Origin of the sequence: Microbacterium hanjuni (assembly GCF_043556395.1) — a bacterium.
In the GTDB taxonomy this organism is placed as follows: Bacteria; Actinomycetota; Actinomycetes; order Actinomycetales; family Microbacteriaceae; genus Microbacterium.
In genome coordinates, this window is the sequence record NZ_JBIGIK010000003.1 from 374,284 (window position 1) to 389,792 (window position 15,509).

Below are 15,509 nucleotides of genomic sequence, written 5' to 3' on the forward strand. Positions count from 1 at the left end.
TATGTCCGCCTGCCGCCGCAGCCGAGGCGGTTCACCGACCGGAGGCCGGACAGCGGCTGCTACGTCAGCGGCCCGAGCCGGCGTACACGGTCGCTTCGCCGTCGCCGTCGAGGCCGTACGCGGTGTGCACTGCGCGGGCGGCGTCGGCGACGTCGTTGCCGCGCAGCACGACCGAGATGCGGATCTCAGAGGTCGAGATCATCTCGATGTTGACGCCCGCGAGACTCAGCGCCTCGAACAGCGTCGCGGAGACGCCGGAGTGCGTGCGCATTCCCGCTCCGACGACGGAGAGCTTGCCGATCTGGTCGTCGTGCACGAGGCTCTCGAATCCGACTTCGGCCTGCTCGGCGGCGAGAGCGCGCAGGGCGGTGGCCGCATCCGTCTTCGGCAACGTGAAGGAGATGTCGGTGCGGCTCGTCGCAGCCGCCGAGACGTTCTGCACGATCATGTCGACGTTCGCGCCGGACTTGGCGACGATCTTGAAGATGTCGGCGGCCTTGCCGGGCACGTCAGGCACCCCGATGACCGTGATCTTGGCCTGGCTCAGATCGGTCGCGACGCCGGCGACGATGGGCTCTTCCATCTGTTCTCCCTCGGGGACGAGATCGTAGTGTCGCGCATTGTCGAGCACCCAGGTGCCCTCGCTCGAACTGAACGTCGAACGGGCGTGGATGAGCACGCCGTGCCGGCGAGCGTATTCCACGGCGCGGATGTACAGCACCTTCGCGCCGTTCGCAGCGAGCTCGAGCATCTCTTCGCTCGACACGCGGTCGAGTTTCTGCGCCTTCGGCACGACGCGCGGGTCGGCGGTGTAGATGCCGTCGACGTCGCTGTAGATCTCGCAGACGTCGGCGTTGAGGGCGGCGGCGAGCGCGACGGCGGTCGTGTCAGACCCGCCGCGGCCCAGAGTCGTGATGTCGCGGGTGTCACGATTGAAACCCTGGAAGCCGGCCACGATGACGATCGCGCCCTCGTCGAGGGCTTCGCGCAACCGGATCGGGGTCACGTCGATGATGCGGGCGGCGCCGTGGGTGGCGTCGGTGATCATGCCGGCCTGGCTGCCGGTGAACGAGCGCGCCTCGAAGCCCATGGAGTGGATCGCCATCGCCAGCAGCGCCATCGAGATGCGTTCGCCGCTCGAGAGCAGCATGTCGAGCTCACGCGGGGCGGGGATGGGGGCGACCTCGTGCGCGAGGTCGAGCAGTTCATCGGTCGTGTCGCCCATCGCGCTGACGGCCACGACGACCTCGTGTCCGGCGCGCCGCGCGTCGACGATGCGCTTCGCGACGCGCTTGATGCTCTCGGCATCGGCGACGGACGAGCCACCGTACTTCTGGACGATCAGCGCCATGTGGGTACTCCCGGGAACGAGCGGGGCGGATGCTTCGCCCAACGCCCTATCTTACGGAGCGGCGGGCGCTCGCTCCGCGGTGTCTCCCGGTTGGCCACCGAGCTGCGCTCACGCGCAGGCCCCGGGCTGCTGCAGCGCGGGGTCGACGGTGATGCGCGGATCAACCTCGAACGACATCACGAGTTCGTTCTCGCTGAGGAAGACATCCGTGACGTGAAGGCCGGAAGGGATCGCTTCCGCGATGCAGGTCGACGTGGGCTGCATCCTCGCCGCGGCCCCGTCCCCGAGCTGACCCTCGACTTCTGCGGCGGTGATGGCGGTGCCCGCCAGGGTAAGCGAACTCAGGTCGGTCGTGAAGCGGCCGGCGTCGAATTTCGGGGTGACGGCGACAGTGAACGGGACGTTCTGCCCACCCACCCCCAGGTCGACGACGAAGGACATCTCGGTGCTGCCGAAGACGACGTCGACGGCGCCCGGGTTCGGGAAGAGCGCAGCCGCCTGCGCGCCGCTGATTCGGATTTCGCCGCTCAAGGCATCCATCTCGGACCCCGGGTCGAGGGAGACGCCGTGGGCAGTCATCTGGAAATCACCGCCCACCGGCCCGATGTTCACGTTGTCCGAGGAGATCGTGACCTCGTCGAACCGCTGGATGAGAAGCTGCAGAAGAACCGGGCCGCTGACCTCGACCTGCACCAACTGCGTGGAGGGTAAGCCGGATGTTGCTCGGAACTCGTCCGCGATCGTCCGCTCGACCTCCGACCGCGCGATCCAATCCGCGATGACAAGAGCCAGCACGAGGATCGTGGCGACCGAGAGGATGATCGTCACGATGATGGCCACCTGCTTCCGGACAGGGGTGTCAGCTGCCGGTGGCGGGGGCGGATCGTCGATGACCGCCGTCTGATCGAACGGCGACGACACATCGGGGTAGGTCATCCGAAGCGACCGTTGACATAGTCGTACGTGCGGGGGTCGATGGGCGAGCCGAACATGGCCTCGGTGTCACCGTGCTCGACGATGTGACCGGGCTGACCCTGGGCGGCGAGGAAGAACGCGCACTGCTGCGACACGCGCTGTGCCTGCTGCATGTTGTGCGTGACGATCACGATCGTGACCTCCTTCTGCAGCTCCCCCATCGTCTCCTCGATGACGCGCGTCGAGGTCGGGTCGAGGGCCGAGCAGGGCTCGTCCATCAACAGGACCTTCGGCTTGATGGCGAGCGAACGGGCGATGCAGAGGCGCTGTTGTTGACCGCCGGACAGTCCGCCACCCGGTGCGCGGAGGCGGTCCTTCACCTCTTTCCAGAGGCCCGCCGACGTGAGCGATCGTTCGACGAGGTAGTCCTTCTCGTCGCGAGAAGCCCGAACGCCCGTCAGCTTCAGACCGGCGATCACGTTGTCGTAGATCGACATGGCGGGGAACGGGTTCGGCTTCTGGAACACCATCCCGATGTCGCGGCGCGCTTCGGTGAGCTTGCGGCTCTGGTCGTAGATGTCCGCGCCGTCGAGGAACACCTCGCCCGCCAAGGATGCGGACGGGATCAGCTCGTGCATGCGGTTGAGGATGCGGAGGAACGTCGACTTGCCACATCCGGAGGGCCCGATGAGAGCTGTCACCACCCCCGCCGGCATGGTCAGCGAGACGCGGTCCAGCACCTGGTGATCACCGAACCACGCGGTGATGTTGCGGGCGTCGAGCGACGCCAGCGCGCCGATCTCGCGAGGATCCCCGACGGAGCCCGGAAAAGGTTCCGCGACGTCGTCGGGCGCGGTCGGGTGCGCGACATATCCGGCTTGATCGCGGCGTCGGCGGCTCGTCGGCTGGCGGCTGTCGTCGTGTCGCCGGTCGGGAACCGGATCGATGACGGTGGTGGTGTCGTCGGACATGAAGACGGCTTTCTACGTGAGGGGTCAGAGCAGATTCGGGAGGAGCCGCGTGGTCTGATCTGCCACGAGGAACCCGGCGAGGAGGAGCACCGGGAGAAAGACGATCCATGTCCGTTGCGCCCCGAAGCGCCGGAATGCCCACACGGCTGCGACCTCGATGACGAGCAGGAACTGGAGAGCGAAGACGAGGGCCCACACCGTGGTGGTGTCGGTGGCGAGTGGCTTCGCCTCGGGAGGCAGCGTGATCGGGGTCGTCTGGCGCGCACCCGCGTCCTGGGTCTCCGACACCAAGCGCGCGTCGACGTACGCGACGCCCGTCGGGATGTACGGCGCGCCGCGCGCCGTCATGAGGATCATCCGACTTTCACCCGGCACCGGGTTCGGCGGCGTCGGGTCGCCCGCGTATCGAAGGCCGAGCACCTCGAACTGTTGCAGTCCTTGCCCGGTCCTGACGGTGATCGTGTCGCCCGGGCTGAGTGACGAGATCCCCGAGAAGGGCCCGCCGTAGGCGGCGGCGCGTCCCGCGAGCTTCGTCACGCCGGACTGGCCCGGGAGAACCGTGTCGCGCTGGTGTCCGATGCCCGTCGCCGTCTCCGCCGACGAGGTGCCCTCGACGATCACCTCGTACATGCCGATGCTCGGAATCTCGAGGATGCCGACCGGGACACCATCAGCGAGGAGGACGTCGTTGAAGTCCCCCTCACTCACGGGGGCGGTCCCCGCGGCCAGCTGGGCCCGGAACTCGTCGGATAGCCGTTGCTGAGACACGAGGTGTTGAACGTGACTGAAAACGGTGAGATTCAGGATGAACATCACCACCATGACGGCGATCGTTGCAGCGATACTGCGCGCCAGTGCTTCCCCACGCGTGAGAGGTGGCCGGACGCGAGGCGGCTGCGGGGGCCGACGAGGCGGGCGAGGCGGCTTCGGCGGCCGGGGGGCGCGCGGCGGCGCCTGCACGACGGGTTTCGCAGCGGCGGGCGGCGGATCGAAGCCGGGCGCCGCCTCCGGAGGCGCTTCGGTGATCGTCACGCAAAGACTCCCGCGGGCTGCGTGGCTTCGCGGCGACGCAGGACCTGCACGATGGCCCATGTCGCCAGCCCCGCCGCGACGAGAAGCACGAACAGCCACGGCAAGGCGAATGCCGTGGCATCGCGCGTGAGCGGGGTCAGCGCGGTACCGTCGACGCTGTCGGGAGGTGTGAGGCGCGTGTGGGCGCTCAGGATGGACCACTGCCCCACTCCCGGCAATTCAGCACTGACGGTGCGCATCTCCCCTGGCTTGAGATCCTCGATGAGGACACCATCGGCCGTGGAGATGCGGTTTCCGAAGATGCTCTCCATCCAGAAGTCCGCCTTCGCGTCGATGGTGGACGCGGACACGTTGCGCACCGTGAACCAGAGCTGCAGTGTGCCGCCGAAAGGGTTGAGAGACGGGATGCTCGCGCTCGATACCCCGCCGACGTACATCACACCGCCCAGGTCGACCTCATCGCCGTTCGCGGCTGGGGTCGTTGCCGTGGGGGCGACGGTCGCCGGGACGTTGGAGGAAGAACCGCTCGAGAGAGACGAACCACTGTTGCCCGTCCCCGAACCCGTGCCGTTGGCAACCCCGCTCCCGGTGCCGTTGCCCGACAGAGAGCATGACGGGGTGCCGAGTACGGTGGCGGTCACATCGATGCCCTCGGCTGGAGGCTCGGTGGAGGGCGCCGGAGCAGACGCAGCGCAGTCCGTAGCGGCGGCGGCCCTGGGCGCCGACGCCATCGCGACGCCAGGGCTCCCGAACAGCATCGCGACCGCGACGATCACGCCGCTGGCAAGGAGCGCGCGGCGGCGGCGCGTGGGCAGCGGCCTCATGCGGGTCATCACGACCCGGACCGCAGTGCATCGCCCGAGGATGCGCCGACCGGTTCGCGGTCTTCCTCGGCCTTGCGGCGCGCCTCGGCCTCGGTGTACTCGATCCACTCCTTGGCCCGGCGGTCGTCACGGCGGCGGCTGAACCAGATCCACGCCCAGATAGCGAGACCGAGGAGGACGATGATGAGCAACACCCACGGGACGACGAACAGGATGCTGTCGCGGCTCACGCTGAGGAGCGGACCGGGGTTCTGCGCTGTCGGGTCGACCTGCGGGTAGAGCGTGACGACCGGGTTGAGGAAGACCCACTGGCCGACTCCCGGCACGACGGCGGTCACCGTTCGCGTGCTCCCGGGCAGCATCTCGGAGACGTCCTGCTGCACCGCCGAGGCGAGGCCGATGCCGAACAGGCCTTTCACCTCGGTCTTCAGCTGACCGGAGAGGGCGACGTTGCCCGCGTTCCGTACCGTGAAGGTCACGGTGGTCTCACCCGACAGGGGGTTGAGACTCGGGGTGTAGGAGGTGCTCATCCCGTCCACGGTGAGGCTGGGCTGCAGATCGCCCGGCACCCGCACGTACAGACGGGTGCCGAGGCGGCGGTCGACGAGAACCTGGCCCTCCGGGGATTGCAGCGACACGACGAGCCCGCCCGCGTGGTCACCCGGCGAGGCATCGGCCGGTACCTCCACCGTGAACGGGACGGACGACGATTCGGCAGGTTGCAAAGTGACCGAAACGGACGCCTCGGTACCGAAACGCACCCACGAACCCGCCCCGGTGGGCTGTACGCCGGTGTCGAGCAGCGCGAAGGATCCATCCTCGGTGTTGAACGCATCGGTCGCGAAGACGACATACGTCTGAGCGGTGGTGCCCTCGTTCGTGATGACATAGGCATCGTCGAGAGTCTGACCGGGGCCGACCTGATAGTCGAAGCGGGTGCGCACCGCCGTGCCACCCTCGCTCGCGGGTTGCGCGGACATGCTGATGCTGTCCTCGGCGGGGTCGTCTGCGGCGAAAGCAGTCGAAGGCATCAGACCGCTCAGGGCGACGGATACGCCGACGATCGCCGCCAGCAGAATGGCTGGCGTCATGCGGGCGTTCGGGCGCACCGCGTTCGGGAAAAGCTGCACGATACATCTCCGCAGAGTGCTCTTACCGACGCCCTGCGCGTCGCTGAACGACGCGTGAACGAGGGACGGATGGGTGGGGGGAAGCAAGGAGGGGGCGACGCTTGCGCGCCGCCCCCTCCTTGTGTGGCCTACTTCGAGACGAGCGTGAGCGTCATCGTCGAGGTGTAGGTGCCGGCCGGGGTACCCGCCGGAGCGATGAGCTTGAGGCCCGCGCTCAGGGTGGTTCCGGTACCAGCGGTCGTGCCTGCCTCGGCGCTGGCGAACGGTGCCGGGTAGACCGCGGAGCCCGCGGGCTGCGGTGCGGCGGGCGTGGCGCCCTGGGTGGTGTTGATGACCATCGGCGTGACACCGAAGTTCTTCTTGTCGATGGTGTTGGCACCGCTGACGAAGTTGTTCACCGACTGGGTCAGGTTCCAACCCTTGCGGTCGGCCGTCTTGCGCGTGTCGTCGACCTGGATGCCGGTGATCGAGCCGTTTGCCTCGGAGAGACCGGCGGCGTTGATGACCGGGGCGTCCAGCGTGACCGAGGTGGTCGGAACGGTGAGCTTCAACGCACCGTCTCCTTCGATGACGCCGGCGTTGATGTTGATGTCGGCGGTCTGAGCACCCTCGGCGGGCGGATCCACGATCGTGCTGTTCGAAGCCTCGTAGGTGTAGTTTCCACCGGGCAGAACCTTGATGTGCACGAAGGTCGGAGCCTCGACGGTGACGCCGGCGCCGGACGTGTACGCGATACCGAGCGAGTAGTCGCCACCGTTCGCCTTGACGTTGGCGAGAGCGGTACCGGCGGTGTCCTCAGGTGCGAGCATCGGGGTCAGGACCGTCTTGGCGGCGGGGTCTGCGAAGGCGTTGGGGCCGCGCGAGATCCACTTGGAGGTGTCGCGCTCTTCGCCCCGGTTGGAGAGGAAGACCGAAACGTTGGTCGCGGCGGCCGGTCCCTGGAAGTAGGTGTCGTACTGGTCGAACCCGGTGTTCTTGGGGTAACCGTAGATCCGCTGACCCCACTGCATGACGCCCGTGTTGTCGGGGATGAGGGTCTCAGAACCCTCGGTGCCGTCCCACAGGTAGATCTCTTCGGACGACTGGCCGGGCGCGGTGCCGACCTCGGCCTTGGCCTGTGCAGCGGTGACGCTGACACCGACCAGAGCCACAGCGATGACGCCGGCAACGGCGGCCTTCGCGGTGATGGACGTGAACATGTTCATTGTCGTGTTTCCCAGTCTGTTAGGGGTCAGCCCGCGGGGTACGCGGTGATGGCGGTGGTGGACAGCGGAGCGAGGAAGCCGAACTTGCGCTTGACGGCACCCGCGCTCGTCGGCGCGTTTCCGAAGTTCGTGAGCGACGTGACGAGGGTGGAGAGGGCCGGGTCGTACGGCAGCGAGCCGGTGTAGGTGAACGCCTGCTGCACGCGCGAGCGAGCAACGATCAGGTAGGTGTCCCGACCGAACGTGGTGTTCGAGTAGAAGCCCGAGTTGGGTACGAGCGCGGGAGCGGTGCCCGTGAAGGGTGCCTGACCTGCGACGGGCGATCCCAGGGACACACCCGTTGCCGTGGCGATGGTGTTGACGCCCGAGACGTTGTTCGCCTGGGCGATCCAGCTCGCCGCGGAGAACGGGATGATCTCGCCGTCACCGAGGACGGCGGCGTCGTTCTCGGGAACCGTGGTGTTCGACGCGTCAGCGACGCCGGCCGGGTTGGTGACCGCGATCGCGCCCAGGAAGAACGTGCGCGTGCCGGAGCTCGTCTGGGGCAGACGGGGCTTGATGTTGACGCCGTCGATGGAGGTCAGGGTGCCCTCGTAGATCGCCTTCAACTGCGCCGGGGTGATGTTCGCCCATGCTGCTGTTCCACCCTTGTACGCGTAAGCGACAGCGTCGCGAGCGTAGGGGACGTAGAGCAGACGGCCGTTGGCGTCAGTGGTGCCGGAGCCCGGTCCACCCGAGGAACGGGCGATGTCGACCTGACCCGCGATGGCGCGGGCGGGAGTGGTGTTGCCCTGCACGGCGAACGTGTTGCCGTCGAGCGAGCGACGCAGAGCGTCACGACCAGCACCCGATCCGTTCGGGCGAGCGAAGTACACGCCGTTCGGCTTCGTCTGGATGGCCGGTGATCCGAAAGCGTCGTAGTTTCCGACGCTCTGGCCGCCCGCGGAGATGCGGACGAACGTGCCCGAGGCGCTGGTGCCGTTGGTGAGGGCGTTCATCGAGTCCTGCAGGGTGTCCGAACCGACAGCCACGTAGCTGTTGGACACGGGCTCCGCGGAGGCTGCGGTGGCGAGGCCGACGCCCGAAAGGACGAGGCCGAATGCCGCGCTGAGTGCGGCAATCTTCTTGAGCTTCACTGAGTACCTATCTGGTGAGGTGTTGGATGGTTGTTTCGGGTGGTGCAGTGAGGTGAAGCGAAGGTCCGACGTCAGGCTCGACGTGGAAGTCGGGGAATGATGAGCACCGCCGCGGCGCTCAAGGCGCCGGCGAGCAGGCTCGCGGGCAACGTGGCGGCGAGTCCCGCGACGTCGGGGTCAGCGGGGGTTTCGGCGCCCGCGAGTGCCCCCGCCACCTCGCCGGACGCGGTGGGGTTGGTCTCCCCCGCCGCGGGTGCGGCCTGCGCAACGGGGGCGGCCGGTGCGGCACCCGCCGCCGAGGTCGTCGAGCGCGGTGTGCCGTTCGCGAGAGGCTCGCTCACCGGTGCCGATCCCGGCGTGGCCGCCGGCGGGAGGCCGTTCTCGAGCACGTTGGCCGCGACAGCCGCCTGGTCGCGCCAGGCTGAGGGGAGCGGGGCATAACCGGCGGGTAGATCGCCGATCTGCTCGCCCGGGTTCTGCCCGGTCGTGGAGGCGAAGCGGATGAACGAGGCGTAGCTCGCTCGCATGTCGGCGTCGCTCAGACTCGGGTTGGCCGCGGCGTACACCGGCATCGAGAGCGGGTAGGCGGAGCTCGCAGCCTGAACCGCGGGCGAGCCCAGGTCCAAGCCGAGAACCTGCGGCTGCGCGGCGCTGGCCGTCATGGCTGCTCCCGCCGCGGCGATGGAATCCGTCGTCGGTGCAACGAAACTCCCCGACGGTGTCTTGAGCGACGCCGTCACCAGCTGATACTTCTCGGCCGCTGAACTGTCCGTCACCGAGATGACCGCCTGAGACCCGGGGAGACTGCGGGTGACCTTGCTGAACCGCGGCGGATTTCCGAACGCGTCCCACGAACCCAGCGCTTGCGCGTCACCGCGGAGCGTGAGGTACCCGGACGAGTCGAAGTTGTTCGTGTACGGGCGCCACGTCACGAGGTTGATGGCGGTCTGGCCGTCATCCCGAGCGGCGACCTCGGTGGGATCGGCCTTGGGGAAACTGTCGCGCGGAAGGCTCAGACCCGTGCCGGTGGGGTTGATCGTCCCGTTGGTCGAGCTGTACTTGTTCACGACCATGCCCCACGGGTCGGGGTTGCCCTCGAGGAAGGCGCGGGCGTCAGCATCCGCCATCACATAGCGCCACAGCATCGTGGCGACGTCCGATCGGCCCTGCGGAATGAGCATGTCGGAAATACCCACCCCGGCGATCGCCTGTTGCGCCCATTCCGCGTCGTTGATCGCCAGGAAATCGGGGTCGAACAGCAGGTTCCGGGGATTGGGGACGTACTCGTCCCCCTTCTTGTGACCGAGGTGCGTGCGGTCCGCGTCGTTCGGCAGGGAGTCCCGATACGAGGTCGTCAAGAGCTTCGCGATGAGACGCGGCGTCAGCTTCATCGACTCGAACGGCAACCGCGCTTTGTCGAGCACCTCGTCGGGCACGGTCCCGTCCTGCTTGGGAAAACGGTCGATCGCGAACGCGACGGAGACGGCGGTCAGACCGATCGGTGCGTAGACGAGGTTGTCGGTGCCTTCACCGCTGTAGGGCAGCGAGGTCAGCGCCAGGGCGGAGGTGTCCGTCGCGAAATTGGCTGTCGCGACGGCGTCGCTCTCCGTGCCCGTGATGATCGTGTAGACGTCCCCGCCCGGGGCCGCACAGAGACTCGGCTGCCAAGACCCGACGGCCGTCGCGATGAGCTCGCTGCCCGCGATCTGGCGCTCCGCTGCGCCGATCTCGCAGTTGATCCCGACGGGACGGAAATCGAGCTTGACGGCGACGTGGTGCTTCCAGACATCCGAGTTGAGGCCGGAGGCGGTGATGGAAGCCTCACCGCCGTCGCTCGTGCCGCGCGGGATGGCGACCAACCAGCACGAAGCGCCACTCACGCTGCCGTCGGCGGCCGTGACGCGGGACCCGCACCCGAGACCCTGCGCTTGCACGACGGTCTGGACTTCGAACTTGGTGCTGCCGGTTCCGTCGGCACCTGAGCCCGCCCAGGGGATCTCATTGGAGGTGTACTGCGTGAAATAGGCATTGGTGTTGACGTTCACGCCCGGGACACGCTTGTTGTCGACGACAGCTGCGATGGTCTCGCCGTTGGCCGACTTGAACGGGATGGCCGTGTAGCCGGGATCGAGCGACCCGTTGTCGGGGGTGGAATACTGCTCGTCCTCCGGCGTGACGCTTCCCGGGGCTCGATTGCCGTCACGGGTGGCGCCGGGACTCACGAATGCGCCGTACTGGCAGGTCGTGCGGTCGGGGTGGCCGGGATTCGCCGGGTCGTCACCCCAGCACTGGGCGAACTGGAGGAAGTTCTCGCCGCCGGTCTGGCTGGATGGCGGCGTGGATTCCTTTCCACCGGTCCAGCCGACCTCGATGCCCTGGGAGATGAGTCCGCGCGTCTGGGAGACGGTGAGCTCGAGCTCCGGGAACGGGGAGTTCGCCGCATCCTTGTCGTAATCGGATGCTTTCACCGACGTCGCCGTCGAGTCGTCAGCAGCGGCGGGCTGGGCGGTCGCCAAACCACTCAGGGTCATCGTCGCGAAGACGAAAGCGGTGACGAGTACGCCGGTGACACCGGACAGAAAGCCTCTCGTCGACCGGCGCTCGGGGGCAGCCGTCGGCACGGTACTTCTCCAGACTTAGACGGCAGACGGGACCTGCCGACAACTCGAAATTATGGGCGGGCTCTGAAATCCAGATGAACAATCCATCAACGACGCCCCGCCTTCTCATGGCGCACCGGGGCGGGGTTCTTACTGCAGCAAGAAGTCCTGGTGAGAGGCGTTTTCGCACGCCAAGGGGAGCCGGGGTGTCGACCCCGGTTCCCGCCGACAGCTCAGGTGCGCTTTCCCGATCCGCGTCGAAGGCGTCGGGAAGTCAGTGGCGGAGCGATGATCGCCGCCAGGAGCAGAATCCCCGCCGCGAGCATGAGGATCTGAGGCGCTCCCCAGCCGCCTTCGGCGAGGGTGAACGGCGATGAGACTGCGGCAGCACCTCCCGCGGAGGCGCTCGAGATCAGGTTTCCATTCGCGTCGTAGAGCGGTGCTGCGGCGCTTCCTGCCGGCCCGGCATCCGCCGGCGCTGTTCCAGCTGCCGGCGTCCCAGCGGCGGCCGCATCGCCACCGGCGCTCGCTGCGGCATCCGTGGACGAGCCGCCTGCTCCGGAACCCGTCACCGGCGTGGTGCCGGGTGCGCCGGCCGTACCCGTCGTGCACTGATCCGGCCCCTGCTTGTCACAGGCCGCCGGCTGCTTGGCCGTGACCGCGAGCTGGTTGTTCGACGGCGAGTCCCCGGGCTTGAAAGTCGGGTTGTTGCACTTGTTCGTGTCGATGCCGCCCGTGTTCGCGCCGGGGATCCGCTTGATCTGGTCGGACCCGGCGATGACGAGGTTCATCGGGAGCGGCGAGTACCCCAGCTGCTCGGCCTGCTGCTGCCCCTCGCACAGCACGTACTCGGCGAAGGCGCCGAGAGTGCGCCCCTTGTCCTTCGTGAAGATCCCCGCCACCTCGGTCGGAACGATCATGTATGAGTAACTCGACAGCGGGTAGGTACGCGGGTCCGAGTTGTTGTACACGCCGTCGAGGATCTGGGTGAGGTCGGTGTTGATGCGCGCCTGCAGCATGGCGACCGCGACGGATGACGCGGTCGGCTCGATGTAATAGCCGGCGGAGTTCAGCACCTTCGCGACGGGGAAGCCCGACTTGAGAGCGTAGGAGTACTCGACATACGTGATGGCGCCCTCGCCGTAGTCCTGGCTGACGTACCCCGCGACTCCCAGCGAGCCGTTCTGCGCCTTGCCGTTGGCCGGGGTGGGGAATTGCGAGGTCATTCCCGTGTTCCACACCCCGCCGTGCTGCTTCGACATCCACAGCGTGAACTGGGCGGTGGAGCCCGAACCATCGGAACGGACGACGGGCACGATGGACCTGTCCGGCATCGCGAGACCCGGGTTGTCGGCCTGGATCGCACCGTCATTCCACTTGGTGATCTGACCCTTGAAGATCTTGGCGATGACCTCTCCGGAGAGCCGGAGGTTGGTCACGCGCTTTCCTCCGATCTTGAGGTTGTACATGAACGACGTACCACCGGCGACGATCGGCATGTAGGCGAACCCGGTCGTCGGTACCTCGGGTGCAGTGTTGTCCTCGGGCTTGGCCTGGAAGGGGATCTCGCTGACTGCGAAGTCGACCGTGCCGCTGATGAAGTCGCGCCGGCCGGCTGAGGAGCCGACACCGTTGTAATTGACGGCCATCCCGTAGTTGTTCTGCACATTGGTGCGCCACTGGTCCAGCGCGTTCTGCGACCACGTCGAGCCGGTGCCCGAGATGCGAGCCCAGGAGTCTGCCGCGACTGCCGCGGGCCCCACTCCCGACGTGAGTCCGGCGGCGACGAGGAGAGCGACGAGAGCGGTCGCGAGCAGGCGGGTACGTCGGCGGATCACGAGGGGTCCTTCGGAGAATCGGTGGGGTCGGGAGAGATGACTCGGGTGTGTTCGGATGCTGGCCCAGCCGCCGGTGGGGATGCTTCCGGCGCGTCCGATTCGTCACCGGCGATCGACGGCTCGAACTCACCCGAATCCGGCACAGCGACGGAGATCGGTGCCACCAGCGCGGTGGAGATGGCAGCGCGCATCTTCGTCCGCTGGTTGATGCGCTCGAGGTCGGCGATCGACGCGGCCGAGCGGGCGCGACGCTGCCGCGGGCTGAGTTGACCGGGCCCCTTGCCGCCGACGAGACGCGCGACGATGAAGAGCAGAAGCACGAGCAGGATGAGGGTGGCGGCAGCCCCGAACCCGCGCGCGATCATGTTCGGCTCCGGCGACTTGACGAAGTCGAAGACCTGGAGCGGCAGCGAGATCATCGGCCCGTGGAACGGGTCGAGGTTCCGGTACGCGGTCACTCCCGACGTCAGCAGCACCGGCGAGGTCTCGCCGACGCCGCGCGCCGTTCCCAGGATGACTGCCGTGGCGAGGCCCGAACGCGACGTCGGCAGCACGACCGTCCACACGGTGCGCCAGCGGGATGCTCCGAGAGCATAGGACGCCTCGCGGAGGTTGTTCGGGACGAGGCGCAGGACCACGTCGGAGGCTCGGATGATGATGGGCAGCATCATCACGGTGATGGCGAGCGATGCCGCGAAACCCGAGCGCTCGTGGGTGATGAGGATGATGACGGCCGAGTAGATGAACAGGCCCGCCACGATGGAGGGGAGCGCAGTCATCGCGTCGGAGATCGTGCGGACGAACCGTGCGAACCGGCCACCGATCTCGTTCATGAAAACGGCCGTCGCGATCCCGAGCGGAACCGCGATCGCCAACGCGATGCCGATCTGGATGAGGGTGCCCACGATCGCGTGGTAGATGCCGCCCTTGTCGAGCGAGTCGAGGGGACCGGTCGACTGCATCGTCTCAACGAAGAAGTTCAGGTGCACGATCGCCGGCAGGCCCCGGATGATGATGAAGACGACGACGAACACGAGGGCCGCGAGCAGGATCGCCCCGGCAGTGTAGAGAAGGGCCGTCATCACGCGATCCGCGACCTCGAGCCGGTCGGAACGCAGCGCGATCAGCAGGGCATAGATGGCGACGAATCCGAGGTAGCTGACCACCGCCCATCCGACCGCCCCGGTCATCGGCGTCAGCCAGCCGAACAACAGTGTCGCGACGGCCAAGGATGCCCCCAGGGCGCCGAGAACGTTGAACGACTCTTCTGCGGCGGCCACGCCGAGCTGACGACGGGGGCCGATCGGGGTGTCGCCCGGGCTGGGGAGGGCGGTCCGGGGGTAGTCGCGCCCATCCGCTGGATCCGCGAGAACCGAGGCGTCCGGCACGTCGGCCGGCTCGACGAAGGTCGTGATGGTGTCGTCTGCCGCGAGGGTCATCCGTCGCTCTCCGCTCCGGAACGCGACCGCGCCACGATGGACGACGCCGTGAAGTTGATGACGAGGGTGATCAGGAACAGAGCCAAGCCGGCGGCCATGAGAGCCGAGAGCCCGAACTCGTTCGCTTCGCCGTAGCGCAGCGCGATGAGGGCGGAAATGGAGTTTCCGCCCGTCTTCAACACCTGCCAGTTGATGGTGAAGATGGGCGAGATGATCATGTACACGGCGATCGTCTCGCCGAGAGCGCGCCCGAGCCCGAGCATCGTGCCGCCGATGATGCCACCCCGGCCGAAGGGCAGCACCACGGTGCGGACCATTCCCCAGCGTGTGGAGCCGAGCGCGAGGGCGCCCTCTCGTTCGCCGACCGGGGCCTGGGAGAACGCTTCCCGCATGACCGAGGTCTGCGTGGGCGCGACCATCAGCGCGACGACGATGCCCGCGATCAAGGCCGAGGAGGTGAAGGCGCTGGCATCGGTCAGCCGCTCGCCGTCCGGCCCCGTGACGGCGAAGAAGGGAATCCATCCGAAGTAGGTCGAGATCCACTGGGCCACGGGAACGACGGCCGCCTGGAGGAAGAACAGGCCCCACAAGCCGTAGACGACGCTGGGCACCGCGGCCATCAGGTCGACCAGACTCACCAGGACCGACCGCGCACGGGGGGCGACGATCTCGGAGATGAGAAGCGCAGTCCCCAGGGCGAGCGGAACGGAGACGCACGTCGCGATCAGCGCGATGGTGAACGTCCCGAACAGGACGGCGGCGATGCCGAACTGCCGCGTTTCCGGCGACCATTCCTGGGTCACCAGGAACGAGGGGCCGGCAACGCTGAGCGCTTCGCCGCCCCGGAGCGCGAGGAAGAAGCCGACCGCGAGCATGATGGCGACCGTGATGCCGCCGGCTGCGAAGGAAAGGGTGCGGAAGATCGAGTCGGATCGCGTCGGACGCGCCTTGAGCTCGCGCGCAGTGGCCCGATCAACCGTCGACGTACGCTCTGCCGGCTCGTCCGGCGGAGGGGTGAGCAGCTGTGTCAGGTCGTCGGGTTCGACGGTCGTCATGAGCGGGACTCAC

Annotated in this window: 12 protein-coding genes; all 12 read right to left on the minus strand. The window is 67.6% G+C overall.

Going from position 1 to position 15,509, the window contains the following annotated elements:
- Positions 1–64: 64 nt before the first annotated feature.
- The 12 genes from ACFXP5_RS14020 to pstC all read right to left on the minus strand — a co-directional run bounded on the left by ACFXP5_RS14020 (position 65) and on the right by pstC (position 15,496).
- Positions 65–1,351, minus strand: a complete 1,287-nt coding sequence (locus ACFXP5_RS14020) for an aspartate kinase (protein ID WP_394545083.1) — start codon at positions 1,349–1,351, stop codon at positions 65–67.
- Between the two features lie 108 nt (positions 1,352–1,459).
- The gene (locus tag ACFXP5_RS14025) at positions 1,460–2,287 is read right to left on the minus strand and encodes an LmeA family phospholipid-binding protein (RefSeq protein WP_394545085.1); all 828 of its coding nucleotides are present in this window, start codon (positions 2,285–2,287) and stop codon (positions 1,460–1,462) included.
- Positions 2,284–3,237 (minus strand): phosphate ABC transporter ATP-binding protein, encoded by a 954-nt coding sequence (locus tag ACFXP5_RS14030; protein ID WP_394545087.1) that lies wholly within the window; start codon positions 3,235–3,237, stop codon positions 2,284–2,286. Before ACFXP5_RS14030 ends, ACFXP5_RS14025 begins: the two co-directional genes overlap by 4 nt.
- 24 nt (positions 3,238–3,261) lie before the next feature.
- Positions 3,262–4,059 (minus strand): sortase, encoded by a 798-nt coding sequence (locus ACFXP5_RS14035; protein ID WP_394545089.1) that lies wholly within the window; start codon positions 4,057–4,059, stop codon positions 3,262–3,264.
- Between the two features lie 206 nt (positions 4,060–4,265).
- Positions 4,266–5,102 (minus strand): hypothetical protein, encoded by an 837-nt coding sequence (locus tag ACFXP5_RS14040; protein WP_394545091.1) that lies wholly within the window; start codon positions 5,100–5,102, stop codon positions 4,266–4,268.
- Positions 5,102–6,184 (minus strand): WxL protein peptidoglycan domain-containing protein, encoded by a 1,083-nt coding sequence (locus ACFXP5_RS14045; RefSeq protein WP_394545093.1) that lies wholly within the window; start codon positions 6,182–6,184, stop codon positions 5,102–5,104. The genes ACFXP5_RS14040 and ACFXP5_RS14045 overlap by 1 nt, the downstream gene beginning before the upstream one ends.
- Before the next feature lie 167 nt (positions 6,185–6,351).
- Positions 6,352–7,422, minus strand: coding sequence for a hypothetical protein (locus ACFXP5_RS14050; RefSeq protein ID WP_394545095.1), 1,071 nt, complete (start codon positions 7,420–7,422; stop codon positions 6,352–6,354).
- A gap of 32 nt (positions 7,423–7,454) precedes the next feature.
- Positions 7,455–8,564 (minus strand): substrate-binding domain-containing protein, encoded by a 1,110-nt coding sequence (locus tag ACFXP5_RS14055; protein ID WP_394545097.1) that lies wholly within the window; start codon positions 8,562–8,564, stop codon positions 7,455–7,457.
- A 71-nt stretch (positions 8,565–8,635) separates the two neighbouring features.
- On the minus strand, positions 8,636–11,185 hold the full coding sequence (locus ACFXP5_RS14060; protein ID WP_394545099.1) for a hypothetical protein: 2,550 nt from the start codon (positions 11,183–11,185) through the stop codon (positions 8,636–8,638).
- Positions 11,186–11,397: 212 nt separating this feature from the next.
- Positions 11,398–13,002, minus strand: coding sequence for a phosphate ABC transporter substrate-binding protein PstS (gene pstS, locus ACFXP5_RS14065; protein ID WP_394545101.1), 1,605 nt, complete (start codon positions 13,000–13,002; stop codon positions 11,398–11,400).
- Positions 12,999–14,441, minus strand: coding sequence for a phosphate ABC transporter permease PstA (gene pstA / locus ACFXP5_RS14070; protein WP_394545103.1), 1,443 nt, complete (start codon positions 14,439–14,441; stop codon positions 12,999–13,001). The genes pstS and pstA overlap by 4 nt, the downstream gene beginning before the upstream one ends.
- Entirely contained in the window at positions 14,438–15,496 is a 1,059-nt protein-coding gene (gene pstC / locus ACFXP5_RS14075; protein WP_394529052.1) for a phosphate ABC transporter permease subunit PstC, read from the minus strand. Before pstC ends, pstA begins: the two co-directional genes overlap by 4 nt.
- Positions 15,497–15,509: the final 13 nt, after the last annotated feature.

Bases quoted from the DNA above. Each gene is read 5' to 3' on its own strand.
- pstA (WP_394545103.1), bottom strand. From the start codon at position 14,441: ATGACCCTCGCGGCAGACGACACCATCACGACCTTCGTCGAGCCGGCC.
- ACFXP5_RS14030 (WP_394545087.1), bottom strand. From the start codon at position 3,237: ATGTCCGACGACACCACCACCGTCATCGATCCGGTTCCCGACCGGCGA.
- ACFXP5_RS14035 (WP_394545089.1), bottom strand. From the start codon at position 4,059: ATGGTGGTGATGTTCATCCTGAATCTCACCGTTTTCAGTCACGTTCAA.
- pstC (WP_394529052.1), bottom strand. From the start codon at position 15,496: ATGACGACCGTCGAACCCGACGACCTGACACAGCTGCTCACCCCTCCG.
- ACFXP5_RS14045 (WP_394545093.1), bottom strand. From the start codon at position 6,184: ATGACGCCAGCCATTCTGCTGGCGGCGATCGTCGGCGTATCCGTCGCC.
- ACFXP5_RS14020 (WP_394545083.1), bottom strand. From the start codon at position 1,351: ATGGCGCTGATCGTCCAGAAGTACGGTGGCTCGTCCGTCGCCGATGCC.
- ACFXP5_RS14025 (WP_394545085.1), bottom strand. From the start codon at position 2,287: ATGACCTACCCCGATGTGTCGTCGCCGTTCGATCAGACGGCGGTCATC.
- ACFXP5_RS14050 (WP_394545095.1), bottom strand. From the start codon at position 7,422: ATGTTCACGTCCATCACCGCGAAGGCCGCCGTTGCCGGCGTCATCGCT.
- ACFXP5_RS14040 (WP_394545091.1), bottom strand. From the start codon at position 5,102: ATGACCCGCATGAGGCCGCTGCCCACGCGCCGCCGCCGCGCGCTCCTT.